We start from the raw sequence: 24,919 nt of genomic DNA, 5'->3' as shown, positions 1-24,919 counted from the left end.
GGCTTCCCATAACGTATCTCTTGCGCGGAGGAAATAAAAAATACGCGGTCGAAATGAGACCTTCGTCCGGTTTTGCCCGACTCAATTCCGCCGCATGAATGTTCTTGTTTTGATCTTACGAATCACTGGAAATCTGGTAGATTTAGCCATGAGTATCGATTTCTCTTTTCTCCTCGATCCCGCCATGCGGGCCGGCTCCGTCGACATCAGCTTCGGCGGGCTTCTTGCGGCTCTCGTTTTCGGCCTTTCCGCTTTCTGGATGGTCACGAAAAGTCGTGGGAAAAAAGCGGAAGCCGATGGTGAAATTTCCGATCTGTTGAAAACCCAGTCGGAACTGCACGGCCGGATCGCGGCGATGGCCGAGACGCTCGGCACACGCCAGAGCGAGATGGGCCAGACGATCAACCAGCGCCTCGACGGCATGTCGCAGCGGCTGGGCGAGACGCTGACCGAGCAGACCCGGTCGACGCACGAGAATCTAAGCCGCCTGCAGGAGCGGCTTGCGGTTATCGATGCCGCGCAGGGCAATATTCAGGATCTGGCAAAGGACGTGGTCGGGCTTCAGGCGATCCTCTCCAACAAGCAGACGCGCGGCGCTTTCGGGCAGGCGCGCATGGAAGCGCTGATCGCCGATGCGCTTCCCGCCGGGGCCTTTCAGCTTCAGCCCACGCTTTCGAATGGCTACCGACCGGACTGCATCATCAGGATGCCGAACAACGCCCCGTCTCTCGTCATCGACGCCAAGTTTCCGCTGGAGGCGTGGAATGCGCTGAAGGCGGATGAAACGCCCGAGGGCAAACGGGCTGCGACCCAGCAGTTCCGCCGCGATATGGAAGTGCATATTCGCGACGTGGCGGAGAAATATCTGATACGCGGCGAAACGCAGGATACGGCCTTCATCTTCGTGCCGTCGGAATCGATCTTCGCCGATATTCACCAGCATTTCGAATATCTCGTGCAGCGTGCCCATCGCGCCCGTGTCGTCATTGTCTCGCCATCGCTTTTGATGCTGTCGGTGCAGGTTATCCAGTCGGTGCTGAAGGACCAGCGCATGCGCGAGCAGGCGCACCTCATTCAGGGTGAAGTCGCGCTTCTCATGGATGACGTGCGGCGGCTGGACGACCGGACGCGCAAGCTGCAGGCCCATTTCGGGCTGGCGCAGAAAGATGTCGACATGATGCTAATTTCCTCCGACAAGGTGCTGGCGCGTGGCCAGAAGATCGAGGGCCTCGATTTTTCGCCGACGGAAAAGGAGACCTCCCATAGCGAAATCGAGCAGGCGCGACGCTTTGCAGAGAACAGGGCAGGAACGGCCAAGTTGCGGGTGGTTGACGACGAGTGATCCCCTCGGGCAAAGTCACCGCCTTGCTTTGAATTTCATACGGACATGCCCTGATGATTACTGTTTTCGGCTCCATCCACATGGATCTCGTCGCCACCGCCAAACGCCTGCCCAAACCCGGTGAAACCGTGACGGGAGAGACCTTTTCCACGGCGGCCGGCGGAAAGGGAGCCAATCAGGCGCTTGCCGCACGGCGCGCAGGTGCAACGGTCAAAATGGCGGGCGCTACGGGTGATGACACCTTTGCCGCGCCAGCGCTGACATTGCTGCGCGATGCCGGCACCGATCTGTCGCTCGTCAAGACCGCGCCCGGCCCCACGGGAACCGCCGTAATCCTGATCGGTGAAGGCGGGGAGAACATGATCTCGGTCATTCCCGCCGCCAATGGCGAAGTTTCCGCATCCGACGCCGCAAGAGCCGTGGCGGAGATGGCAGCGGGCGATATTCTGATGCTTCAGTTCGAGGTGCCCGCACCCTCAATCGAAGCAGCACTGACGGCCGCGAAGGCTAAACGCATCACCACTATCATCAACACCGCGCCGCTGACCGCGGACGGACCGCGCCTTGCCAGCCTTGCCGATATCGTCATCGCCAATGAAACCGAGTTCGAACTGCTGATCGGCAAAAACGGACTTTCAGCCTCCGAACGGGAAAATGAACTCAAATCCCTGCATGAGCAGACCGGCCAGACATTGATCGTGACGCTTGGTGCTGATGGCGTGATCGCCATTCGCAACGGCAAGGTCTTCAAGGCGTCCGGTCTCAAGATCGAGCCGGTCGATACTGTTGGCGCTGGCGATACATTCTGCGGTTATCTCGCCGCCAGCCTCGATCAGGGTATGGATTTCGAAAAGGCGCTGAAGCGCGCCGCAGTCGCAGGCTCGCTCGCCTGCACCCGCGCCGGCGCCCAGCCTTCCATTCCGGTTGCTGCCGAAGTGGACGCGAATATCTGACGGTTCGAGCTGTTAAATGCGAATGAAAGTGAGATAGGCCGAGCTGCGGCCTTCTCTTTTCGCCTTGTTCTCATAACGCGTGCCCGGCCAGTTGGCATAGGGGGTGTGCCAGTCCTCGGCACTTGCCGCCGTCCACTCGAAACCGCCGTGGCGAGCGCAATGCTGTAGCGTCCAGTTGACGTAGGTATCGATATCGGAAGCAAAGCAGAACTTGCCACCGGGTTTCAGGACGCGATGGAAACGGGCAAGATTGACGTCGGAAACGAAACGGCGCTTCCAGTGCTTCTTCTTCGGCCAGGGATCGGGATAGAGAAGATCGATGTGATCGATCGACCCATCCGGCAGCCAATCCAGCAATTGCGTCGCGTCATCATCGTAAAGGCGGATATTCATCAACTCGCCTTCACGCACGCTTGCCAGCAGCTTGGCCATGGAATTGACGAAGGGCTCGACGCCGATAAAGCCGGTCTCAGGATTTTCAACCGCGCGGTGGGCAAGGTGCTCGCCGCCGCCGAAACCGATTTCCAGGCGGACCGATTTCACATCCGCCGGAAAGAGAGCGACGAGATTTTTCGGAGGCGCGCTTTCCAGATCGATTTTCAGCAAAGGCAGCAGGTTTTCGATCGTATCGATCTGCTGATTGCGCAGTGGCTTGCCCTTGCGTCTGCCAAAAAACGCTTCCGTTGCGCGCGAACGCCGCTCTTCCGTCATGTCATACTCTCAAGAACAAATAGACTAAACCCGCACAGGGCCACTTGAATGGCACTATGCGGGTTACAAATGGTGCAACCGGTATCTCTCAATCCCCATCGAATGACAAGGCTTAGAACAAGTCCCCGCATTTTCCGAACGTAAAATCGCTACGCAATTTTACTGGAAATGCTTCAAGCGCTCAAAGCTTCCTTGAGCGGCTTCACCAGATCGAGCTTCTCCCAGGAGAAGGAACCGTCACGGCCCGCCTTGCGACCGAAATGGCCGTAGGAGGACGTCTTGGCATAGATCGGCTTGTTGAGATCGAGATGACGGCGAATGCCCGACGGCGACAGATCCATGACCTTACGGATGGCGCCTTCGACCTGATCTTCGCTGACCTTGCCGGTACCGTGCAGATCGACATAAATCGACAGAGGCTGGGCGATGCCGATCGCGTAGGAAATCTGAATGGTGCAGCGCTCGGCCAGACCGGCAGCCACCACGTTCTTGGCCAGATAGCGGGCAGCATAGGCCGCGGAACGGTCGACCTTGGTCGTGTCCTTGCCGGAGAATGCACCGCCGCCATGGGGGGCAGCACCGCCATAGGTGTCCACGATGATTTTGCGGCCGGTCAGACCCGCATCGCCATCGGGACCACCGATGACGAATTTGCCCGTCGGGTTAATATACCACTGGCAATCATCGGCGATCTTCAGGTCACCCAGCGCTTCGCGGATATAAGGTTCGACAACTTCGCGAACCTTCTTCGAATCCCAGCTGGCATCGAGATGCTGCGTGGACAAAACGATGGACACGGCTTCCGAAGCCTTGCCGTCGACGTAACGAACCGTCACCTGGCTCTTGGCGTCGGGACCGAGTTTCGCAGCTTCGCCTTCGCCGCTTTTACGGGCGGTCGCGAGCAGCTGCAGAATACGGTGGGAATAATAGATCGGAGCTGGCATCAGGTCCGGCGTTTCCTTGCAGGCGTAACCGAACATGATGCCCTGGTCGCCGGCACCCTCGTCGCCCTGCTTGTCGGAGGCGTTGTCCACGCCCTGCGCGATATCCGCCGACTGCGGATGCAGGAGAACGTCGATCTTCGCCGTCTTCCAGTGGAAACCATCCTGCTCGTAGCCGATATCGCGGATCGCCTTGCGGGCAGCCGACTTGAACTTCGAGGGATTGATGACCGGGTGGCCGGCAGCATCCTTGAGAACCTTGCCGTCCTTGTCCTTTTTCAGCAGGGTATCGGGAACCCGAACCTCACCGGCGATAATGACGCGGTTCGTCGTCGCAAGCGTTTCGCATGCGATGCGCACGGTCCAGGGGTCGACACCCGTCTTGGATGCCTCACGATAGATGAGATCCACGATTTCATCGGAAATACGATCACAAACCTTGTCCGGATGACCTTCGGCCACGGACTCGCTGGTGAACAGGTAATTGGCACGCATGCGGGATTCCCCTCAAAGAACGGTCTTCGAGTTTGTTAGTCATTTCGGCCATGAAAGACAAGGACACAACCACATAAATATATCTTTATGTGAGAATTCCTTTCTAATTGGGCACAAAAAAACGGCCCTTGCGGACCGTTGAGTGTCCAGCGCCGTACGCTGGAAAATAAAGCAGTCGCCTGCGAGTGCTACTCGGCATCCCCTTCGGCGGCGAGCGACTTGACGAGATCAACGAGGCGGCGGCGAACCTTCGGGTCGGCGATCTTCACGAAAGCGCGGTTCAGTTGCAAGCCTTCGGCAGACGACAGGAAATCCACCACGTAATTGGAACTCGATGCTTCTGCCATGCCCGTCGTGCCGACGGCCTGATCACCCGGCGCGTCCTCGAAGAAGAAGGAAACCGGCACATTCAGGATCGCGGAAATATTCTGCAGGCGGCTGGCGCCCACGCGGTTCGTGCCCTTTTCATACTTCTGAATTTGCTGAAAGGTAATTCCGAGGCTTTCACCCAGCTTTTCCTGGCTCATGCCCAGCATGGTTCTGCGAAGACGAATTCGGCTTCCGACATGAATGTCGATGGGGTTAGGCTTTTTCTTATTTTCGGTCATCATGCGGTCCTGACACTCGGAAAGGGTTGATATCTCGTTTCATTGCTTATTCGAAGAAATGAGCTGGTATTTCGACAGCGTCTAAACTTGTTTTACGACTGACGTATTCACTATGCAATTGTAGGGGTTCCCGGTCAATTCTGGCGCCGGGCAAAACGCCAGGCAGAAAATACCGAAACGGTCAGCATGATAGAAAAAATCAACCAGAAATACGTCCGATGTATGTCGTAAGTAACAGCGTCATTTGACCCACCACTCAAGGTGGCGTCAACAATTCCGACCCGGCCGTAATCCAACCCGGCAATAATACGACCATAGGGATCTATAACGGCGGAAATCCCGGTATTAGCGCCGCGAATCACCGGCACTCCCGTTTCAACGGCCCGTACTCTTGCCTGTAGAAAATGCTGATAAGGGCCGGGTGTATCGCCGAACCAGCCATCATTCGTGACGTTCAGGATCGCTGCGGCGCCCGCCAGACCAAGGGTCATCTCTTCGGGAAAAATGATCTCGTAGCAGATCAGGGGATAGAGGGTTTTACCGGAAGGAAGAGTCAAAGGCGTGCGCGAAGACGCGGCTGAAAAGCCGCCCGGCAGGCTGATGACATTATTGATGCCGAATCCCCGTAGAATATCTTCGAAAGGGACATATTCTCCAAAGGGTGTAAGATGGACCTTGTCGGTCGCGCCGATGATCTCGCCCTGACTGTCAATCGCATAGACCGAATTGTAGTAACGCGGAGGCCGGCCGGCACCGGCATCTTCCATTCTGACCGCACCGGTAAACAGGACCTGCCCGTCCTCAAGCGTCTTGGCGATTTCCGCCAGAGCGTCCGGATTTTGCGTCAGGATGAAAGGCACGGAGGTCTCCGGCCAAACAATGATATCTGGGCGTTTTTTTCCTTCGCCAGGCGGCAGGCCCGTCAAGCGCAGATGCTCGCTGAAAATCTCGGCCCTGTCTGCATTCAGCATCTTGCGGGACTGATCGATCGACGGCTGCACGATCCTCACGGTCAGCGCATCCGCAGGTGTCTCCAACGGTGTCTGAAGGCGGTAAAAGCCATAACCAAAATGGCCAGCCAGCAGCAGGCTCGCCACAATGAGACCCGGCCACATGCCTTTTTTCGTGCCGATCAAGGCAGGCGAGGCGAAGATGAAGACGGCAAGCGTGGTGACACCAAAAAGACCAAGCAGATGCGCCGACTGCATCATGATCGGCACAGGCATGATGCCATAACCGATAGCGTTCCAGGGAAAGCCAGTTGCTATGAAGCTGCGGAGCCATTCCAAAAGGCCGAATGCGGCCGCAAGTGCGGCGATACGGCCGAGACCGTCCGACCAGACGATATTGGCGGCTGCGACCGCAAAACCGTAAAACACGGCGAGAACAGCCGGAAGGCCGAGGATGGCGAGCGGTAGCGCCCAGGCGAACTCGTCAGCTTCCAGCAGGAGCGCATTGCCCAGCCACCACAGGCCCGCCACGAAATAACCAAGGCCGAAACACCAACCGATGCCGAAAGCGGGCATGATGCGGCTGAAGATGCCGCCGCCCGGCTTGCCGGTGCAGCCATCGACCAACCAGACAAGCAGGGTGAAAGACAAAAAAAGCGCTGCGAAAAAGCCAACCGGAGGCAAGGCCAGCGCTCCAACCGCGCCTGCGGCAATCGCCATCACTGCGCGGCTTTTGCCGCCGGCCAGCATTACCCTGCCTGCAAGACGCTCCATGCCATCTCCGTTTAATGCCCACCCGGAAAAGCCCAACCCCGGCATGGCCGCGCAAAGGAATTTCCCTTTAGACTCGACGTAAAGGAAAAAAGATTCGCAGTCCACAGAAGGGATGGTCGCCGGAGCACCGTGCGTCCTTTTGGACTCTTGATGACGCGTTCAAGGAGCGGAGGCGACGGGGAGCCCCCCGTCGCCCACCTCAGTCAGCGTTTTGCTGGTGGGTGATGAGGCGAACATCCGGCGCGGGCAGCGGAATAACCTCATCGGCATCGGCATCGCCCGGCGCGCGGTCATCCTGCCCTTCTGAGCCATGATCGCGGACGATACGAACACCCTTGATACGCCTTGTATCCGCATCGAGGATCTGGAATTCGAAACCAGGTACGGCCCTGACCACTTCACCCTTGGCCGGAATGCGGCCGAGTGCGAAGAATATCAGGCCGCCGAGCGTATCGATTTCTTCAAGATGTTCGCGGACATCGAATTCCGGTCCGATTGCCTCGGCAAGTTCTGTAAGCTCTGCGCGGGCATCCGCCACCAGCACGTTGGCGGATAGACGCGAAAACATCGTCTCGTCCTTGTCGTGCTCGTCATCAATGTCACCCACGACCATCTCGACGATGTCCTCATGGCTGACGAGACCGTCCGTGCCACCATATTCGTCGATCACCAGGGCAAGCTGTGTTCTCTGTGCCTGCATGGTCTTCAAAAGATCGGAGGCCAGCATGGAGGGGGGTGCAAAAAGAATTTTACGCACCAGCCCGGCATCGGCGACCGTCTGTTCCAAATCCACCCGTGCCAGGTCAAAATTCGGTCGCGGCGAGCGCGGAGCCTTCGCCTCGCCATAGGCAACGCCACGCGATCCCACCCGGCGTTTGTTGCGCGCCTGCTTGGCGACATAGGCCAGCAGATCGCGAATGTGGATCATGCCCTTCGGATTATCCAGCGTCTCATCGTAGACCGGCATGCGGGAGCGCCCGGTTTCCTCAAAGAGGATCAAAGCTTCGCCGATGGTCATATTCTGGTCGAGACCGTCGATATCCACGCGTGGGATCATGATATCTTCGACCCGAACCTCCCGGAAACGCAGGATATTGTTCAGCATCGCCCGCTCTTCGGGCGAAAAGGCGGCACCGATTTCGGTGTCGTCCATCAGCGCGTCGGTCAAATCCTCGCGCAGGCGCTCGCCCTGTGACGGTTTCAGCAACCGTCCAATGCGCGACCAGATCGTCGATCTCGGCTTTGCATTGGAGTCGTTCCGTAAATGACTACTGCCCTCCTCCGAGGAGGACTGCTCGCCGTTTTCTCTGCCCTCATTGGCAGGTCGTGCAGAATGTTCGTTCATGGCTCCAGACAATATTCAAAGCGGTTCCTGTCCCGCGTAAGGATCAGATAGGCCAAGCACCGCCAAAATGCGAGTCTCAAGCGACTCCATTTCTTCCGCCTCCTCCTCATCCATGTGGTCATAACCGAACAGGTGCAGGAACCCATGAACAAGAAGATGGGTCAGATGATCCTCGAAACTCTTCTCAAGTTCAAGAGCCTCGCGTTCAACCGTCTCGCGCGCGATGACGATATCGCCCAGCATCGGGCCAGGCATGCCGCCCGGTTCCAGCGGAAAAGCGGGGAAAGACAAGACATTGGTTGCCTTGTCCTTGTCGCGCCATTCGGCATTGATTTCCCGGATATTTTCATCGTCGGTAAAGACCAGCGACAGTTCCACCGGCATTTTCGGGAAGGGTTGGTTCTCTTCCCGCTTCAAAAAATCAACCGCTGCATCCAGCGCCTTGGTGGCGAAGGCAAGAAGGTCCTCTTCCGAGGACCAGCCTTCGGCCTCGACGCTGATTTGAATATCCAGAGCTGTCATTGTCTTGCGTCAGTTGCCCTTCACGAGGCTTTCATCCGGCACCGCCGTGTGGGATTCGTACGCCCGCACGATGCGCGCCACCATCGGATGGCGCACGACGTCCACATCCTTGAAGCGCACGACGGATACACCTTCCACATCGGTGAGGATTTGCAGGGCCTCGACAAGGCCCGACTTCACGCCGCGCGGAAGGTCCACCTGGCTTGGGTCGCCGGTCACGATCATGCGGCCTTTCTCACCAAGACGGGTAAGGAACATTTTCATCTGCATGGTCGTGGTGTTCTGGGCTTCGTCCAGAATGACGGCGGCGTTGGCGAGCGTGCGTCCGCGCATGAAGGCCAGCGGCGCAATTTCGATGACGCCCGCCTGAATGGCGCGCTCCACCTTGTCACCCGGCATCATGTCGTAAAGCGCGTCGTAAAGCGGGCGCAGATAAGGATCGACCTTCTCCTTCATGTCGCCCGGCAGGAAGCCAAGGCGTTCGCCCGCTTCTACTGCGGGACGCGAGAGGATGATGCGGTCGACCGCACCACGCTCCAGAAGTTGCGCTGCATGCGCCACGGCAAGATAGGTCTTGCCCGTGCCGGCGGGGCCGACGCCGAAAACCAGTTCGGACTGCTCCAGCGCCCGCATGTAGACATCCTGGGTGGGCGTTCGGGCAGCGACGGTCTTCTTGCGCGTGGAAATCTGCGCCATGGAGATCTTCGCCTTGCGCTCCATCGTCGGCAAGGTCAGCTGGTCATCTGCCGCCATGGCCATGCGGATCGCGCCTTCCACGTCGGAAACCTCGGCGGTTCCGCCCTTGAGCAGACGCTCGTAAAGGAAATCCAGCGCCCGGCGAGCCTGATTGGTGGCAACGACATCGCCGGTGATGGCAACGGAATTGCCGCGCGGGCGCGCATCGATGTTGAGGCGTTGTTCCAGCAATTTGAGGTTCTGATCGAACTGACCGAATAGCTCTCCCGCTATCCTGTTATTCTCGAACGTGAGGACGAAGTGATTGGCGTCGGTCGCGGCTTGGCGTGGCTGGCGCGATGAAGGTGATACCAATTCATGTGCGTTCAAGCGGTCAGGCTCCTGTCCCAATCAGTGTCGGCTCCTCACTCTAACTCTCTGCCACCTCGGCAAACAAGCTGTTTGGACCCGTTGCGGTGATTCGTACATTAACAATGTCACCGATTTTCAAAGTCTTTGCATCAAGATTCACAGATTGCAGCCAGGGAGAGCGACCTATCAACTGTTCAGGCATGCGGCCGGGCTTTTCCAGCAACACATCCATCGTCTTTCCGACCAGCGATTCCGCAAATTCCTTCTGCTGCCGCAAGAGCAGCGCCTGCAATCGTTCCAGCCGCTCGGCCTTCACCTCTTCCGCAACCTGATCCGTCAGATCGGCACCCGGCGTTCCTGGGCGTGTGGAATATTTGAATGAAAAGGCCTGCGCATATTTCACCTGTTCGATGATCGCCATCGTGTCTTCGAAATCACGATCCGTCTCGCCGGGGAAGCCAACAATAAAATCCCCGGACATGGCGATATCAGGGCGGGCGGCCCGGATTTTTTCAATGAGCTGGATATATTCCTCACCTGTGTGGCGACGATTCATCGCCTTCAGAATGCGATCCGACCCGGACTGAACAGGCAAATGCAGATAGGGCATCAGAATGCGCAGGTCGCGATGTGCGCCAATCAAGCGGTCATCCATGTCGCGCGGATGGCTGGTGGTATAGCGAAGGCGTGCAAGACCGGGAATTTCCGCCAGCCGGTAAAGAAGCTCGGCAAGTCCCCATTTTTCGCCCTTCGGGCCTTCGCCCTGCCAGGCATTGACGTTCTGGCCGAGCAGCGTGATTTCGCGCACACCGGCATCCACCAGTTTCATCGCCTCATCGACGATCTGGCGCACGGGACGCGAAACTTCCGAACCACGCGTATAGGGCACAACACAAAAGGTGCAGAACTTGTCGCAGCCTTCCTGCACCGTCAAAAATGCCGTGACGCCGCGCGTACGCAGTGTTGCCTTTTCGGCCACCGGCAGATGTTCGAACTTGTCCTCAACGGCATATTCGGTCTCGATGACGCGCTCGCCGCCGCGCACCCGCTTCAGGGCGTCCGGCAGGCGATGATAGGTCTGTGGGCCGATGACGACGTCGACGGCTGGCGCACGGCGAAGGATTTCCTCGCCTTCCGCCTGTGCCACACATCCGGCAACGCCGATCACGAATTCGCGGCCCTGTTCTTCGCGCGATTTTTTCATGTCGCGCAAGCGGCCGAGCGCCGAATAGACCTTTTCAGCGGCCTTTTCGCGGATGTGACAGGTGTTCAGAAGCACCAGATCCGCCTCGCCCATATCCTCCGTCTGAACGTAACCGTCCTTCGCCAGCGCATCGCTCATGCGGACGGAATCGTAGACGTTCATCTGACAGCCATAGGTCTTGATGAAGACCTTCCTGCTGTTAGAGCCCTCGCGGGCAATCATTTCGGGGGCATCGAGGCCGAGCGTTTCCTGGGTCATGGCGGTTATCTAGTGTTTTTCACGCCCGGATTAAACAGAAAAATACCGGAAAAGCTGGAATGCTCTATTTCCGCCAGCCACCACGCAGGCTGAAAGCCAACATGGAACGGATAGAAGCGGCGATATCGGTCGCCAGACGCTTGCGGTTATCCGTGCTGTGAAACGGAACGCTGTCGCCGAATGTAACGTCGACGTCGATAGCACCTGCCCTGATGATACCGAGCAGATGCGGCACCAGAGTTATGCTGCCCGGCCAGGCCGCAATGACCCGGTGGTAACGTCCCATGGCCATGCCCTGCACCCGCGTATAGGCGATTGCGACCGGCTGCACATAGACGAGCTTTCCCGGAACCTGCTCGGCAGCCGTGGAGGCTGCGCCAAACAGCGAGGATTTGACGGCAAGCATGCGGTTGCCGTCAGAGGTGGTGCCTTCCGGGAACAACACGACGATCTCGCCATCGGCCATGCGGGCGGCGATCTCGCCGACCTGCGCACCGGTGCTGCGCTTCTGCTCGCGCTGGACGAAGATGCTTTTCTGCAGACGGGCGAGCCAGCCAAAGACGGGCCAGTCACGCACTTCCGTCTTGGCGATGAACACCACGTCGGCAATACTGCCGAGAACGAGAATGTCCTTCCACGAGGCATGGTTGACCGCCAGCATCAGCGGCTTTGCCCGCTCCACATCCCCATGGACATGCACGCGGATGCCGAGGACATGGCAGGCGATGCGGTGCCAGATGCGGGGAATGCGGCGACGAAGCTGCCAGTCGAAGGCAAGGCCCAACAGTTGCAGCGGCAGCAATATAAGCGTGACGATCAGGAGAACGACCGCAATATAGGCTGTCCGAAGCCACATCATGATTGAACCGTGCGCTTGCTCACCAGCGTCTCAATGTTCGCCGGGCTTCAACGGTACACCGTAGAGTTCGAGCCGGTGATCAACGAGCTTGAAGCCGTGTTCCCTGGCGATCTTTTCCTGAAGCGCCTCGATCTCGGGTGAATGAAACTCGATGACCACACTGTTCTTCAGATCGATCAGATGATCGTGATGTTCCTCAGGCACGGTCTCGTAACGCGAGCGGCCATCGCGAAAATCATGACGCTCGATGATGCCGGCGTCCTCGAACAGCTTCACCGTTCTGTAAACGGTTGAAATCGAGATGCGCGGATCCACGGCGGAGGAACGGCGGTAAAGCTCCTCGACATCCGGATGGTCTGCCGATTCCTGCAGCACACGGGCGATGACACGGCGCTGGTCCGTCATCCGCATGCCGCGTTCGGCACAAAGTTCCTCCAGCGTTTTCGAAAGGTCTATCACGTCTTCTGGCCTTTTGAGTATTCCGGTTGAATTTCGGGGCTGTCGCCGAAAAATGCCTGTCGCAGGGAACTAGCGAAGATCGCGGCGCATGACAAGCGCCGTCGACTTCGCGCCATCCTTGGCGGTGTAATAGGCCTTCCGCTCAGCGACCGTTTTGAAGCCGAGCTTTTTATAAAGTCCCAGGGCGGAGGCATTGTTGCTGTCCACTTCCAGGAACATCGTTTCGGCACCGCGCATCATCGCCTCACGGACGGCCGATTGCATCAGGCGCCAGCCGAGGCCGGTGCGCGCGAACTTTTCGGCCACCGCAACGGTCAGGATTTCCGCCTCGCCGGCCACTTCGCGCGCAAGCACGAAACCACCGAGCGGTTTGCTGAAAAATGCGTTCGTCTGCCGCGCGACGGCACCGAAAACCGAGCCTTGCGTCAACAGCCCGGAAAACTCCCCGTCATTCCAGGGGCGCGGAAAGCGCAGCGCATGCAATTCCGCCACTCCGGCGCAATCCTCATGCTGCATCGGCACGATCTCGAAATAGGGCTTCCAGCTTAGATATTCGTCAAACATAACAAGGAATCATCCGCACGCATTTACGGGTGCCACCTATCAGGCAACGCTCTGGCGTGCCAGCGCAAAACCCGTCTGCGGCCGGGCATCCGGGCCGCGAAGGTAAAGCGGTGCGGGTTTCGGCATGCCTTTCGGCTTGCGTCCACCCGCCCGCGCGACAGTGGAAATCGGAAAATGATCGGGACCCGACCCCGTGTCGAAACCCTGAAAAAGGGGTGCGGCGGAACCGATAATGGCGCCATCGAAACCGGAGAGAGCCGTTTTGGCATCCTCCAGAGACCAAAGCGCGGCCTCGAGGAGCGGCAATCCATCCTCTGCAAATGTCTGGAGGTAGGCTTCGCCCCGTTTGGCGTCGAGCCCGACAGCCACTGGCCGGCCGGGATTTTCCAGCAGATGATGCAAGGCGATCGTCTCAAGCGTGGTTACGCCGACTGCCTCTATGCCGAGCGACAGGGCAAAACCACGCGCGGCGGCAACGCCGACGCGAATGCCGGTAAAGGAACCCGGTCCGATCGTTACCGCGATGCGCCCGACTTTCTGAAGCGGCAGGTGTGCCTGCTGCAGAGCGCCATCAATCACAGCCATCAGCCGCTCGGCATGACCTTTTCCGATGGTTTCGCACACCTCGCCAAGCACCGTGTCGGAGGCGCTGTCATAGACGCAGGCGGAACAGTCCACACCTGAGGTATCGAGTGCGAGAACAATCATGGCGCGGCCTGGCTTACAACGTCATACAGCTTCGACTTCGCGCACTTCCGGCACGAAATGACGAAGCAGGTTCTGGACGCCGTGCTTCAGCGTGGCGGTGGAGGATGGGCAACCGGAGCAGGCGCCCTTCATGTTCAGGAACACGGTGCCGTCGCGGAAACCACGGAAAGTGATATCGCCACCATCCTGCGCCACGGCGGGGCGGACGCGGGTATCCAGCAGTTCCTTGATGGTGGCGACGATGGTTTCGTCACCCGCTTCAAAGAACTCGCCTTCCTCATCCGACACTTCAGCCGCAATGGCAGTGCCCATGATGGGGCGGCCAGACATGAAATGCTCCATGATCGAACCGAGAATGGCGGGCTTCAGATGCTGCCATTCGGCATCATCCTTGGTGACGGTGATGAAATCGAAGCCGAAATAAACGCCGGTGACACCCGGAATGGTGAAGAGGCGCTCTGCCAGCGGCGAGGCCTGCGCCTGCGCAGGGTTGAGAAACTCAGCCGTGCCGCTTTCCAGCACCACCTTGCCCGGCAGGAACTTGAGGGTCGCGGGGTTCGGCGTGGCTTCCGTCTGAATGAACATTATCTGTCTCCTTCGAGGTCGCCGTTCACGCCCCGCAATTTAGAATTCTTCCAAAAAATACGCCTGGCGAAGCCTTACTTCAAGCCCTGACATGATAATTACATTCAAGAAATCGTCAGCCCCAAATTCTTGCCCGAATCCGTTCCTGCCTTTCGGGGTCGAACAAAGTTCAGCAAAGGGCGTCGATTTCCTCATCCGTCAGCGTATCCGGCAGCACGGTGACGGGGATGGGGAAGGCCGCACCGCGTCCTGAGATGGAGGAGACGAGCGGTCCCGGCCCCTCCTTCGTCGATCCTGCCGCCAAAACCAGAATGGCAATATCGCGATCTTCCTCGATGAGCCCGTGGATCTGTTCCGTTGCGCCGCCTTCACGGATCACCGCTTCCGGCTCGATGCCGATGGTCTCACGGACCTTCTGGGCGATCTTGGCAAGCGTTGCTTCCGCCTCCTCGCGCGCCTCGGCCCGCATGATCTGCTCGACGCCCAGCCACTGCTGGAAATCGCCTTCCGGTATCATGTAAAGCAGAACCAGTCCGCCATTGGAGTTCTTGGCGCGACGACCGGCATAATGCACGGCCCTTTCGCATTCCGGTGTGTCATCGATAACAGCGAGAAATTTGCGACGATGCCCTTCCAGACGCGACAGCCGTTTTGAAACCATTCCGCACTCCCTGTGTCCGCCGCGATCCGAAAAACCGCCCGACGGTTCGGGCGGAGATTATATCAAATCACGGCAGGCGCAAACCGCCCGCCGTGATCCGCAAGGCGATGCGTGGTCAGCGCAGGAACCCGATGATGTCGCGCACCTCGTTCATCGTGTTTTCGGCGATCGCGCGCGCGCGCTCACCACCCTGTTTGAGGATGGCATCGATGTGGGTGGGATCGTCGAGAAGGCGGCGCATCTCGTTGTTGACCGGAGCCAGCACATTGACGGCAAGCTCGACGAGAGCCGGCTTGAAGGCCGAGAACTGCTGTCCGCCGAATTCTAAAAGAACCTCCGCTTTCGTCTTGTCAGACAGTGCCGCATAGATACCAACGAGGTTTTCGGCCTCCGGGCGGCCCTTCAGGCCTTCCACTTCGCTCGGCAGTGCATCCGGGTCCGTCTTCGCCTTCTTGATCTTTCTCGAAATGGCGTCGACATCGTCCATGAGGTTGATGCGCGACAGATCCGACGGATCGGACTTCGACATCTTCTTGGTGCCGTCCTTCAACGACATCACCCGCGGTGCCGGACCGCCGATCAGCGGCTCCACCATCGGGAAATAGGCATGCACCGGCTCATTGCCCACGGTGATGTCGAGCCCGAGACCGGCGTTGCGGATATGGTCGCCGAAATCGATGTTGAATTTCTGGGCGATGTCTCGGGCCAGTTCCAGATGCTGCTTCTGGTCGTCGCCGACAGGAACGTGGGTCGCGCGGTAGACGAGAATGTCCGCAGCCATCAGGCTCGGATAAGCAAGCAGCCCAAGCGATACCTGCTCGGCATTCTTGCCGGACTTGTCCTTGAACTGCGTCATGCGCTCCATCCAGCCGATACGCGCCACGCAATTGAAGATCCAGGCGAGTTCGGCGTGCTGCGGCACAGCCGACTGGTTGAAGACGATATGCTTCACCGGATCGATGCCTGCGGCAATGAAGGCGGCAGCGATCGAGCGGGTTTGCGCCTTCAGGTCCGAATGAACGAGCTGGGCGGTGATGGCATGCATGTCGACGACGCAATAGATGCAGTCGTTATCTTCCTGCAACGCCACGAATTTGCGGATGGCCCCGAGATAATTGCCGAGATGCAGATTGCCGGTCGGCTGGACGCCCGAGAAAACCAGCGGCTTGAATGCGTTCATTGTCGTCCTCGAAAAGGCTTGTGGAGGGCCCCGCCCCGTGGTTGGAATTGCACGCGCGCTTATGCACCTACAGCCCCTCGCAATCAAGCGGTTTCAGGGCGCGTCAGCCGCGCGGCTGAAGAAGATCCCAGTGATTTCCATAAGGGTCCGCAAAGACCGCGACGGAGCCATAAACCTCATGGCGCGGTTCCTCCAGAAAGCGCACGCCGCGCGCAAGCATCGTCTCGTAGTCACGACCGAAATCGTCGGTATGCAGGAAAAACCCGACACGGCCGCCGGTCTGGTTGCCGATGGCAAGACGCTGCGCTTCACCATCCGCCTCGGCAAGCAAGAGGGCACAGCCATCGGTCCCTTGAGGCTTCACCACCAGCCAGCGTTTGCCGTCCTCGAGCGGCTGATCGGACAGGCAGTCAAACCCCAGAACCTCGCAATAAAACGTCTTTGCCCGGTCATAATCGTCCACCACGAGTGTGATGAGGGCGATGCGACGGTTTTCTGCGAAGGACATCAGCTTGTCTCCGTCTGGGCATTCTTGTTGCGGCGCTTTTTGATGGCTCTCTTGACCATGCCGAGATCGGCACCACCCGAAACGAAAGCCAGCACGAAATAAACGAGCATGGCGGAGAGCACGAGGCCCATGATGGTTCCGGCCCGGACGAAGATAGACGAGGCCGACGACAGCTCGAAGCTGAGATAGGTCAGCGCATAGTGAACGAAGCCCGCCATAAGGGCGGCGGCCAGCAGCAAGCGCGGAATGCGGGTGAGGAGCGGAATGTCCACATGCCAGTGACCCCGCCACAACAGCATGCCGAACAGCAGGGCGGCATTGACCCAGCCGGCGGTGATCTCGGCAATGGCGATGCCCGGACCTCCGAGACGCGGAAACAATGTCAGCGCCAGAGAGACGTTCACAACCACGGAAATCGCCGCGAAGATCATCGGGGTGCGGGTGTCCTCGCGGGCAAAGAAGCCGGGAATGAACGCCTTTATCAGCACGAAAGCCGGCAGGCCGAGGCCATAAATACCGAGGATCTGCGCGACGGTGACGGTGGCCGAAGGCGCGAAATTGCCGCGCTCGTACAGAAAGCGCACGATGGGTTCCGCCATGACGAGAAGGGCAGCGGCAGCGGGCAATGTCAAAAACAGCACGAATTCGACCGAGCGGTTTTGCAGGCTTCCCGCCTCGACCATATGTCCGCCACGCAAAGCCCGCGCCAGCTCCGGCAAAAGCACGGTGGCAACGGCGATGCCGACGACACCGAGCGGCAGCTGGTAAATCCGGTCGGCATAGGCAAGCGAGGAGATCACACCCTCACCGGCAGACGCGATATTGGTGTTGATCAGGAGATTGATCTGGGTGATGCCGCCGGTGATAGCGGCCGGCAAAGCAAGGACCAGCAGGCGCTGGACATTCTTCGTCAGCCGGGGTCTGCGGAAACCGATCCGCATGCCGGCATTGCGCACGGCGATCCAGACGATGCCAAGCTGCACCACACCCGCCGCCATCACACCCCAGGACAGGGCATAACCCACCTGAAGCGGGTCGTAATGCTTCCACCAGGCCAGCATCAGAACACCAATCAGAATGATGTTCAGGAAGACCGGCGCAATCGCGGCAGCGAAATAGCGGTGCAGCGAATTCAGCATGCCGCCCATCATCGCCGCCAGCGACATGCAGGCGAGATAGGGGAACATGATGGTTGCGAGACGGACGGTGTTGTCGAATTTCACCGGGTCTTCCAGAAAGCCCGGCGCAATAACGGTGCGCACGATGAACGGCATCGACAGTTCCATCAGGATCGTCAAAGCCAGAAGCACGGTGAACAGAACGCCGAAAACTTCTTCGGAAAAGCGCCTTGCGCCCTCCATGCCGTTCGCCTCGATCTCCTTGGCGAAAAGCGGCACGAAGGCCGAGTTGAACGCGCCTTCGGCAAAAAGGCGCCGGAAGGTGTTCGGGAACCGGAAGGCAGCATTGAAGGCATCGGCGACCGGGCCGGTACCGACGGCTGCGGCCATCAGCGTCTCGCGGAGGAAACCGAAGATACGGCTTCCGAGCGTGGCCGTGCCGACCGTGGCGAACTTTCCGATCAAGCTCATGGGAATTTCAAGCCTTTGCCGTGCGCGTGGCCGGCAGCGCCGCCACATCGGGATGGGCGATGATGCCGTTTGGCATGCGATCGCGCAATTCGTCTTCCTGCTCGCTCATCACGGCCTTCAGACGCGTGGCAATACTGGCCTGCCGGTTGTCGTTGGTGACCTTCTGACCGAAGAGATCCGTCACGTAGAATGTGTCGATGACCTTCTCGCCAAAGGTGGTGATGCGTGCGGAATGAATATCCAGCGACAGATCGGCAATGACAGCCGTCATATCCGCCAGAAGCCCCGGCCGGTCGAGGCACTCGACCTCGATAACGGTGAACTTGTTCGAAAGCCCGTTGGAAATGATGACGGAGGGCGGAATGGTGAAGGCGCTTTTCTTCCTCCGGCTCTTGGTGCGGGTGGCAATCATTTCCGGCAGGCGCTGACGACCGGACAGAACCTCTTCGATCAGCTTGCCGACATTGTTGCCGCGCCGCGTCTCGTCTTCGTCGATCGGAAATTCGCGGTTGATCAGGATCGTATCGAGCGCCCGCCCATCGGATGTGGTGAAGATTTGCGCGTCGGCAATGTTGGCGCCGGCCGCAGCGCAGGCGCCGGTAATGATCGACAGCAGGCGCGGATGGTCGGGCGCCAGCACGGTGATTTCGGTGATGGCGTGGAAGGAATGTGTGCGCACCATGGTCGACAGCGCTTTTTCCTGCTTGTCGGCCTCGCGGATAAAGCGGGTGTGACGCACCTGATCTTCCAGCGCCACCGTCAGCAGATAGGGCTCATAGTGCAGCTTGGTGTATTTGCGCCGTGCCTTCTGGCCCCAGTCTTCCAGCGCGTCGTAAAGCGCCTGACGGGCAATATGCGCCCTTTCCTTGCGTGAGACTTCCGAAAACCCACCGGAGAGAAGCAGCTCGGTCTCGTAATAAAGCGAGCGGAGCAACTGACCCTTCCAGCCGTTCCAGACACCCGGACCGACCGCGCGGATATCGCAGACCGTCAGGATAAGCAGCATCTTCAGCCGCTCCATGGATTGCACCTTGTCGGCGAAATCGGTGATGGTCTTGCGGTCGTGCAGGTCGCGCGTCTGGGCGACCATGGACATCAGAAGATGCTGCTCGATCAGCCAGACGACCATTTCGGTCTGCTTGCCGGTCAGCCGGAAACGCTGGCAAAGCTTGCGGGCCACGCGCGCGCCGGCAATCGAGTGATCCTCCTGCCGGCCCTTGGCCACATCGTGCAGCAGAACGGCCACATAAAGTGCCTCACGCTCCTCGACACCCGGCATCAGCTGGTTGGCAAGCGGATGGGCATCCACAGCCGTCCCCTTGTCCACCTCCGACAGTACGCCGACCGAGCGGATCAGATGTTCGTCCACCGTATAGTGATGATACATGTTGAACTGCATCATCGCGACGATCTTGCCGAATTCGGGAATGAACTTGCCTAGGACGCCAGCCTCGTTCATGCGCCGCAAGGTGAGCGCCGGATCACGCCTCGAGGTGAGGATCGCCAGAAACAGCCGGTTCGCCTCCTCGTTCTCGCGAAGCCCGTCATTGATCAGCGACAGCGACCGGGTAACGACACGCAGCGCATCCGGGTGAAGTTCGAGATTGTTGATATCGGCGATATGAAAGAGCCGGATCAGATTGACCGGATCGTTTTTGAACACGTCCGGCTTGGCCAGCGCGATGCGTCCGCGATCCTCGACGAATTCAACAGAACCGGGAATTTTGCGGACGCGGTGGGCAAAGCGGCTGAGAACACCCGACAGGCCCGGCACGTCCTTTGCCTGCCTGTCCTCCAGTGCGGCGCAGACGATGCGGGTCAGGTCACCCACATCCTTCGCCACCAGGAAATAATGCTTCATGAAACGTTCGACGGCGGAAAGCCCGGGGCGTGGCTGGTAGCCCAGCGCATCGGCGATCTCGCGCTGAATGTCGAAGGACAGGCGCTCTTCCGCCTTGTTGGTGATGAAATGCATCTGGCAACGGACGGCCCAGAGAAAATCATCGGCCTTTTCGAACAGCCTGAGTTCGCGCTTAGACAGGACGCCAAGCTTGACGAGATCGGCTGTATCGCGGACATGGTAATAATATTTGGCGATCCAGAACAGCGTGTGCAGGTCGCGCAGGCCGCCCTTGCCTTCCTTGACGTTCGGCTCCACCAGATAGCGCGTATCGCCCGCCTTGCGGTGACGCTGGTCACGCTCTGCCAGCTTGGCGGCGATGAATTCCGGCCCGGTGCCGGTGACAACTTCCGACTCGAAACGTTTTTCGAGATCATCGGTCAGCGATTTTTTGCCGCAGATTGCCCGCACTTCCAGAATGGCGGTGCGGATGGTCATATCGGATTTCGACAGGCGGACGCACTCATCCACCGTGCGCGTGGCGTGGCCGACCTTGAAGCCGAGATCCCAGAGCAGATAAAGCACGAACTCCACGGCCTTGTGCATATCCGGCGTGTTCTTGGCCGGCAGCAGGAACAGAAGGTCGATATCCGATCCCGGCGCCAGCGTGCCGCGACCGTACCCCCCCACCGCTGCAACGGCGATTTGCGGCGCGTCTTTCGGATAGACATATTGGCAGGCGAGATCATAGAGGATTTCGATCAGCCGGTCCTGGAGCCAGGAGATACGTCGGGCGCAATCGATGCCGCTGCCGTCGGATTTCAGCAGTTCGCGAGCCTTTTCCCGGCCTTCCGTGCTGGCCTTGCGAAAGATCGGCAGCAGGTCTGACCTGACATCGGCGATGCGCTTGCCGTCGTTCTTGAAGATGATGTCGCATTCGCGCTTCAGCGCCGAAACATCGAGAATTTCGGAAAAATCCAGGTCCTTGATGGCCATTTATGCCGTTATCCATGTCCTGTGGGAAAGCCACCGCTTGCGATGGGATTGTCCTATAGCGAGTTTCAAAGGCGATGGACAGGCAGTCTATCCTCTTAAGCCTTGCCAAGTTCTTTCTTTAACGCATAGAGCGCGTCCAATGCCTCACGCGGCGTCATTTCGTCCGGGTTGAACCCCTTCAAAGCTTCTTCCACCTTCGATGGTCCAGCCTTGCGGGTTTCCTCACGGCGAACCGCGATCTGGAATAGTGGCAGATCGTCGATCAGCTGACTGGCCGGGTTCTTTCGATCGGCATCTTCGAGCTTCGTCAGCACCTCACGGGCGCGCTCCACCACCGATGCCGGAAGTCCGGCGAGCCTTGCCACCTGAATACCGTAGGAACGATCTGCAGCACCCGGTCCGACCTCGTGCAGGAAGATGACGTCACCCTCCCATTCCTTCACCCGCATCGTGGCATTGGAAAGGCGACCAAGTTTTTCCGACAGCACCGTCAGTTCGTGGAAATGCGTGGCGAAGAGGCCACGGCAACGATTGACCTCGTGCAGATGCTCGACCGCCGCCCAGGCGATCGAAAGGCCGTCGAAGGTTGCCGTGCCACGGCCGATCTCATCCAGAATGACAAGCGAGCGATCCGTCGCCTGATTGAGGATGGCGGCCGTTTCCACCATTTCCACCATGAAGGTCGAGCGGCCACGCGCCAGATCGTCGGACGCGCCGACGCGGGAAAACAACCGGTCTACGATGCCGATATGGGCGGCTTCTGCCGGAACGAAGGAGCCGATCTGCGCGAGGATGGCGATGAGCGCATTCTGACGCAGGAAAGTCGATTTACCGCCCATGTTCGGGCCGGTGAGCAGCCAGATCGCACCATTTTTGCCGCCCTCAGCAGCCGACAGATCGCAATTATTGGCGATGAACGGCCCGGCGGACTGGCGCCGCAGCGCCTGTTCCACAACCGGGTGGCGCCCGCCTGTGATCGCAAAGGTCATGGAGGCATCGACGATCGGGCGGCAATAAGCCTGTTCGGTAGCGAGATAAGCAAGGCTTGAGGCGACATCGATCACCGCAAGCGCCAGCGCACCCGCCTTGATCGCCTCCGCCTGCCGCACCACGGCCTCGACCATGCGCTCGAAGGCTTCCAGCTCCATGGTCAGGGCTTCTGCCGCGGCATTGGCGATGCGGCTTTCGAGATCGGCAAGTTCGGTGGTGGTGAAGCGCATGGCGCCGGCCATGGTCTGGCGGTGAATGAAGCGCGCCTTCGCCTCATCCGTGGCCATCATGACATCGGCGTTGCCCGCCGTTACCTCGATGAAGTAACCAAGCACGTTGTTATGCTTGATCTTGAGCGACTTGATGCCGGTTTCCTCGGCATATTGCAGCTGCAGCCCGGCGATTACCCGGCGCGACTGGTCACGCAATGCGCGCACGTCGTCGAGTTCTGGATTGGCGCCCTCACGCAGAAAACCGCCATCACGCTTCAAAAGCGGCAGATCGTCGGCGAGCATCGAGCCAAGCATGGCTTCCAGCCCGCCCGGCAAAGCCTTCAGATCCGCAAGTGCAGCAGCAAGCTCCTGCGGCAATAGTCCCTGATCGAGAATGGCGGCAATTCTCTCGGCCGACGCCAGGCCCTGCCTGATCGCCCCGAGATCGCGCGGGCCACCGCGCTCCAGCGCAAGACGGGAGAGCGCGCGCGGCATATCGGCAACCTGTTTCAAGGCATCGCGCAGGCCATCGCAAAGGGAGACGTCATCAATAAGATAGGCGACTGCATCGAGACGGGCATTAACCCTTTCCGGGTCGGTCAAGGGAGACATCAACCGCTCGGCCAAAAGCCGCGCACCGCCGCCCGTGACCGTGCGGTTGAGGGCATGCAGGAGCGATCCGTCCCTTTCGCCTGAGAGCGTCTTCACCAACTCCAGATTGGCGCGGGTCGCGGGATCGATGAACAGCGTGGAGGCAGCGCTTTCGCGTTCCGGCGCACCAAGCGGCGGGCGCTCGGCAATCTGGGTCTTTTCAACATAGGCAACCGCGGCAGCGGCAGCGGCCATTTCCACACGCGAAAATGTGCCGAAACCATCTAGGGTCGAGACGTTGAAGTAACGCGCGATCCGCCCTTCCGCCGTAGCGCTGTCGAACAGAATGGCCGGCTGCGGCACGGCGACACGGCCAAGCATATCGAAAACCGGTCGCAGCTCTTCGTCATGGAACAGACTGTCGGCAACGATCAACTCGCGCGGATCGATGCGCCAGATATCAGCGAGGAGACGCGTCAGCGTGGTTTCCGCCAAGCGGAAGACGCCGGTGGAAATATCAATCCAGGCAAGCGCAAACTGTGCCTCCGCACTGCCGCGAATACGAGCGAGCGCCATAAGATAGTTGGATTCCGTCGGCGACAGCAGCTTTTCTTCCGTGAGCGTGCCAGGCGTGACAAGCCGCACCACATCGCGTTTTACCACGGATTTCGATCCGCGCTTCTTCGCCTCGGCCGGGTCCTCCACCTGCTCGCAGACGGCGACGCGATAACCGCGCAGGATGAGCTTCTGGAGATAATCATCGGCGGCGTGTACGGGAACGCCGCACATGGGAATATCCTGCCCCATATGCTGGCCGCGTTTCGTCAGCGTGATGCCGAGCGACCGAGAGGCTTCCACCGCATCGTCAAAGAACAATTCGTAAAAATCGCCCATGCGGTAAAACAGCAGCGAACCGGGGTTGTTCGCCTTGATCTCGATATATTGCTCCATCATGGGAGTGGCCGTGGCGCGGCTCTCTTCCGAGATCAGGGAAGCGGTGGTCAAAACGTCCGTCAATGGCTTGCCGATGTCATATCGTGTTGCGGAAAGGGAGCGCCGACACTAGCGGCAATGGCCGCACCAAGACAACACACACGGCACCGCTGCCCACAGGAACATCCCGCTTGATCCGAGTTAAAACCGGTCAGCCGTTGATGCGCTCGGTCTCGCCGCCGTAATAGCTGATGTAGCGGCCGGCGATAGAGGAAACCGGCAGGACCACGAGAACATCTGTCGTGTTGAAGGCGTGGTCCACCACGGCGCCGGAGCCGAACATAGCGCCGAGACGCATATAGCCCTTGATCAGCGGCGGCATGGCGTTCAGCGCCTTGCGGGCGTTCAGCGCCTCAGCCGGTACCAGGTCCATCTCGTGATAAAGCTCGGGAAGAGCGGAAGCCGCCCACTCGCCCTTTGCAACGCAATTGTGATGCAGGAAGGACAGAGCAAGCGCGTGGGCTTCCGGCTGCACGCCGGGGAACGAAGCGCAACCGATCATGGCATCCATGCGGTGTTTCACGGCATAGGCCCAGTTGCCCTGCCACAAAAGCTCAACCGTGCGCTTGGTGCGATATTCCGGCAGCACGCAGGAGCGGCCAAGCTCCATGAAGCGCTTGCCCGGATGGCGCGCTACCAGCCCGGCGATGTCGAATTCGCTTGCGGAATAAAAACCGTTATTCGCGAGTGCAGTTTCCTGACGTAACAGACGGTAGGTACCGACGATCTGGTCCTCGCTGTCGCCTTCAATCGCCTTGTCGAGCACGAGCAGATGGTCGCAGACACTGTCCCAGGCGTCGATGTCGCGCTTGCGGCGCATGGCGTCTGCGGGAAGGCGCGCCTTCATTTCATCAACGAAAACCCGGTAACGAACGGACTGCGCCGCGTCGATCTCCCGCTCGTTTCTTGCGAGCCGCGTTTCCAGCGAGCCGATACGGCCGAAAAGCCCCTCATTGTCCTGAGCGGTGTCTGGACGAGGATGAATAACAACTTTGTTTTCACAAATGTCGTGACTGTAGATTTCGGCAACCATG

22 protein-coding genes are annotated in these 24,919 nt (G+C 59.2%); 2 read left to right on the top strand and 20 right to left on the bottom strand.

The window, feature by feature from the left end; genetic code table 11:
• Window positions 1–148 precede the first annotated feature (148 nt).
• Both ACZ5A6_RS00205 and ACZ5A6_RS00200 read left to right on the top strand, forming a co-directional pair.
• The gene (locus tag ACZ5A6_RS00205) at window positions 149–1,342 is read left to right on the top strand and encodes a DNA recombination protein RmuC (RefSeq protein WP_041694298.1); all 1,194 of its coding nucleotides are present in this window, start codon (window positions 149–151) and stop codon (window positions 1,340–1,342) included.
• Window positions 1,343–1,395: 53 nt separating this feature from the next.
• Window positions 1,396–2,295, top strand: a complete 900-nt coding sequence (locus ACZ5A6_RS00200) for a ribokinase (protein ID WP_464110966.1) — start codon at window positions 1,396–1,398, stop codon at window positions 2,293–2,295.
• 12 nt (window positions 2,296–2,307) lie between these two features.
• Here the strand turns inward: ACZ5A6_RS00200 and trmB are convergent, their stop codons facing one another.
• The 20 genes from trmB to olsB all read right to left on the bottom strand — a co-directional run bounded on the left by trmB (window position 2,308) and on the right by olsB (window position 24,918).
• A complete protein-coding gene (trmB, locus tag ACZ5A6_RS00195; protein ID WP_003514809.1) occupies window positions 2,308–3,006 on the bottom strand; it encodes a tRNA (guanosine(46)-N7)-methyltransferase TrmB in 699 nt (232 codons plus the stop codon).
• A 173-nt stretch (window positions 3,007–3,179) separates the two neighbouring features.
• Complete coding sequence (gene metK, locus ACZ5A6_RS00190) at window positions 3,180–4,442, bottom strand: methionine adenosyltransferase (RefSeq protein ID WP_003514808.1); 1,263 nt, start codon at window positions 4,440–4,442, stop codon at window positions 3,180–3,182.
• A gap of 188 nt (window positions 4,443–4,630) precedes the next feature.
• Entirely contained in the window at window positions 4,631–5,050 is a 420-nt protein-coding gene (locus tag ACZ5A6_RS00185; protein ID WP_003514807.1) for a helix-turn-helix domain-containing protein, read from the bottom strand.
• A gap of 134 nt (window positions 5,051–5,184) precedes the next feature.
• A complete protein-coding gene (gene lnt / locus ACZ5A6_RS00180; protein WP_149909582.1) occupies window positions 5,185–6,774 on the bottom strand; it encodes an apolipoprotein N-acyltransferase in 1,590 nt (529 codons plus the stop codon).
• Between the two features lie 199 nt (window positions 6,775–6,973).
• Window positions 6,974–8,119: a hemolysin family protein gene (locus ACZ5A6_RS00175; protein WP_464110965.1), complete on the bottom strand. Its 1,146-nt coding sequence runs from the start codon at window positions 8,117–8,119 to the stop codon at window positions 6,974–6,976.
• A gap of 15 nt (window positions 8,120–8,134) precedes the next feature.
• Window positions 8,135–8,641: an rRNA maturation RNase YbeY gene (gene ybeY, locus ACZ5A6_RS00170; RefSeq protein ID WP_003514801.1), complete on the bottom strand. Its 507-nt coding sequence runs from the start codon at window positions 8,639–8,641 to the stop codon at window positions 8,135–8,137.
• 9 nt (window positions 8,642–8,650) lie between these two features.
• Window positions 8,651–9,706, bottom strand: a complete 1,056-nt coding sequence (locus ACZ5A6_RS00165) for a PhoH family protein (protein WP_003514799.1) — start codon at window positions 9,704–9,706, stop codon at window positions 8,651–8,653.
• 40 nt (window positions 9,707–9,746) lie between these two features.
• Window positions 9,747–11,150 (bottom strand): tRNA (N6-isopentenyl adenosine(37)-C2)-methylthiotransferase MiaB, encoded by a 1,404-nt coding sequence (gene miaB / locus ACZ5A6_RS00160; RefSeq protein WP_019564423.1) that lies wholly within the window; start codon window positions 11,148–11,150, stop codon window positions 9,747–9,749.
• Between the two features lie 64 nt (window positions 11,151–11,214).
• Complete coding sequence (olsA, locus tag ACZ5A6_RS00155; RefSeq protein ID WP_003514789.1) at window positions 11,215–12,009, bottom strand: lyso-ornithine lipid O-acyltransferase; 795 nt, start codon at window positions 12,007–12,009, stop codon at window positions 11,215–11,217.
• Between the two features lie 30 nt (window positions 12,010–12,039).
• A complete protein-coding gene (locus ACZ5A6_RS00150; protein ID WP_003514787.1) occupies window positions 12,040–12,468 on the bottom strand; it encodes a Fur family transcriptional regulator in 429 nt (142 codons plus the stop codon).
• Window positions 12,469–12,537: 69 nt separating this feature from the next.
• The gene (locus ACZ5A6_RS00145; RefSeq protein WP_065659826.1) at window positions 12,538–13,032 is read right to left on the bottom strand and encodes a GNAT family N-acetyltransferase; all 495 of its coding nucleotides are present in this window, start codon (window positions 13,030–13,032) and stop codon (window positions 12,538–12,540) included.
• Between the two features lie 39 nt (window positions 13,033–13,071).
• A complete protein-coding gene (gene tsaB / locus ACZ5A6_RS00140) occupies window positions 13,072–13,740 on the bottom strand; it encodes a tRNA (adenosine(37)-N6)-threonylcarbamoyltransferase complex dimerization subunit type 1 TsaB (RefSeq protein WP_065659825.1) in 669 nt (222 codons plus the stop codon).
• 21 nt (window positions 13,741–13,761) lie between these two features.
• Window positions 13,762–14,325: a NifU family protein gene (locus tag ACZ5A6_RS00135; RefSeq protein ID WP_003514783.1), complete on the bottom strand. Its 564-nt coding sequence runs from the start codon at window positions 14,323–14,325 to the stop codon at window positions 13,762–13,764.
• Window positions 14,326–14,494: 169 nt separating this feature from the next.
• A complete protein-coding gene (locus ACZ5A6_RS00130) occupies window positions 14,495–14,986 on the bottom strand; it encodes a universal stress protein (protein ID WP_003514782.1) in 492 nt (163 codons plus the stop codon).
• A 115-nt stretch (window positions 14,987–15,101) separates the two neighbouring features.
• Window positions 15,102–16,166 carry a tryptophan--tRNA ligase gene (trpS, locus tag ACZ5A6_RS00125; RefSeq protein WP_003514781.1) on the bottom strand — a complete coding sequence of 355 codons (1,065 nt, stop codon included), beginning with the start codon at window positions 16,164–16,166 and terminating at the stop codon, window positions 15,102–15,104.
• Window positions 16,167–16,269: 103 nt separating this feature from the next.
• Window positions 16,270–16,674: a VOC family protein gene (locus tag ACZ5A6_RS00120; protein WP_065659824.1), complete on the bottom strand. Its 405-nt coding sequence runs from the start codon at window positions 16,672–16,674 to the stop codon at window positions 16,270–16,272.
• Window positions 16,674–18,263: a murein biosynthesis integral membrane protein MurJ gene (murJ, locus tag ACZ5A6_RS00115; RefSeq protein WP_003514779.1), complete on the bottom strand. Its 1,590-nt coding sequence runs from the start codon at window positions 18,261–18,263 to the stop codon at window positions 16,674–16,676. The genes ACZ5A6_RS00120 and murJ overlap by 1 nt, the downstream gene beginning before the upstream one ends.
• A gap of 7 nt (window positions 18,264–18,270) precedes the next feature.
• On the bottom strand, window positions 18,271–21,099 hold the full coding sequence (locus tag ACZ5A6_RS00110) for a [protein-PII] uridylyltransferase (RefSeq protein ID WP_003514778.1): 2,829 nt from the start codon (window positions 21,097–21,099) through the stop codon (window positions 18,271–18,273).
• A 95-nt stretch (window positions 21,100–21,194) separates the two neighbouring features.
• Window positions 21,195–23,846 carry a DNA mismatch repair protein MutS gene (mutS, locus tag ACZ5A6_RS00105; protein ID WP_080799660.1) on the bottom strand — a complete coding sequence of 884 codons (2,652 nt, stop codon included), beginning with the start codon at window positions 23,844–23,846 and terminating at the stop codon, window positions 21,195–21,197.
• Window positions 23,847–24,036: 190 nt separating this feature from the next.
• Window positions 24,037–24,918, bottom strand: coding sequence for a l-ornithine N(alpha)-acyltransferase (olsB, locus tag ACZ5A6_RS00100; RefSeq protein ID WP_003514771.1), 882 nt, complete (start codon window positions 24,916–24,918; stop codon window positions 24,037–24,039).
• Window position 24,919 lies beyond the last annotated feature (1 nt).

It is taken from the genome of Agrobacterium sp. 6Ca8 (assembly GCF_055382765.1).
This window is presented reverse-complemented; position numbering and strand designations above follow the sequence as displayed.

What these genes read in the sequence shown, in the direction of transcription:
- ACZ5A6_RS00130 (WP_003514782.1), bottom strand. Translation starts at nt 14,986, where the DNA reads ATGGTTTCAAAACGGCTGTCGCGTCTGGAAGGGCATCGTCGCAAATTT.
- ybeY (WP_003514801.1), bottom strand. Translation starts at nt 8,641, where the DNA reads ATGACAGCTCTGGATATTCAAATCAGCGTCGAGGCCGAAGGCTGGTCC.
- miaB (WP_019564423.1), bottom strand. Translation starts at nt 11,150, where the DNA reads ATGACCCAGGAAACGCTCGGCCTCGATGCCCCCGAAATGATTGCCCGC.
- ACZ5A6_RS00145 (WP_065659826.1), bottom strand. Translation starts at nt 13,032, where the DNA reads ATGTTTGACGAATATCTAAGCTGGAAGCCCTATTTCGAGATCGTGCCG.
- olsB (WP_003514771.1), bottom strand. Translation starts at nt 24,918, where the DNA reads ATGGTTGCCGAAATCTACAGTCACGACATTTGTGAAAACAAAGTTGTT.
- ACZ5A6_RS00120 (WP_065659824.1), bottom strand. Translation starts at nt 16,674, where the DNA reads ATGTCCTTCGCAGAAAACCGTCGCATCGCCCTCATCACACTCGTGGTG.
- murJ (WP_003514779.1), bottom strand. Translation starts at nt 18,263, where the DNA reads ATGAGCTTGATCGGAAAGTTCGCCACGGTCGGCACGGCCACGCTCGGA.
- trpS (WP_003514781.1), bottom strand. Translation starts at nt 16,166, where the DNA reads ATGAACGCATTCAAGCCGCTGGTTTTCTCGGGCGTCCAGCCGACCGGC.
- ACZ5A6_RS00175 (WP_464110965.1), bottom strand. Translation starts at nt 8,119, where the DNA reads ATGAACGAACATTCTGCACGACCTGCCAATGAGGGCAGAGAAAACGGC.
- metK (WP_003514808.1), bottom strand. Translation starts at nt 4,442, where the DNA reads ATGCGTGCCAATTACCTGTTCACCAGCGAGTCCGTGGCCGAAGGTCAT.
- mutS (WP_080799660.1), bottom strand. Translation starts at nt 23,846, where the DNA reads ATGATGGAGCAATATATCGAGATCAAGGCGAACAACCCCGGTTCGCTG.
- olsA (WP_003514789.1), bottom strand. Translation starts at nt 12,009, where the DNA reads ATGATGTGGCTTCGGACAGCCTATATTGCGGTCGTTCTCCTGATCGTC.
- trmB (WP_003514809.1), bottom strand. Translation starts at nt 3,006, where the DNA reads ATGACGGAAGAGCGGCGTTCGCGCGCAACGGAAGCGTTTTTTGGCAGA.
- ACZ5A6_RS00200 (WP_464110966.1), top strand. Translation starts at nt 1,396, where the DNA reads ATGATTACTGTTTTCGGCTCCATCCACATGGATCTCGTCGCCACCGCC.
- ACZ5A6_RS00135 (WP_003514783.1), bottom strand. Translation starts at nt 14,325, where the DNA reads ATGTTCATTCAGACGGAAGCCACGCCGAACCCCGCGACCCTCAAGTTC.
- ACZ5A6_RS00185 (WP_003514807.1), bottom strand. Translation starts at nt 5,050, where the DNA reads ATGACCGAAAATAAGAAAAAGCCTAACCCCATCGACATTCATGTCGGA.
- ACZ5A6_RS00110 (WP_003514778.1), bottom strand. Translation starts at nt 21,099, where the DNA reads ATGGCCATCAAGGACCTGGATTTTTCCGAAATTCTCGATGTTTCGGCG.
- lnt (WP_149909582.1), bottom strand. Translation starts at nt 6,774, where the DNA reads ATGGAGCGTCTTGCAGGCAGGGTAATGCTGGCCGGCGGCAAAAGCCGC.
- tsaB (WP_065659825.1), bottom strand. Translation starts at nt 13,740, where the DNA reads ATGATTGTTCTCGCACTCGATACCTCAGGTGTGGACTGTTCCGCCTGC.
- ACZ5A6_RS00205 (WP_041694298.1), top strand. Translation starts at nt 149, where the DNA reads ATGAGTATCGATTTCTCTTTTCTCCTCGATCCCGCCATGCGGGCCGGC.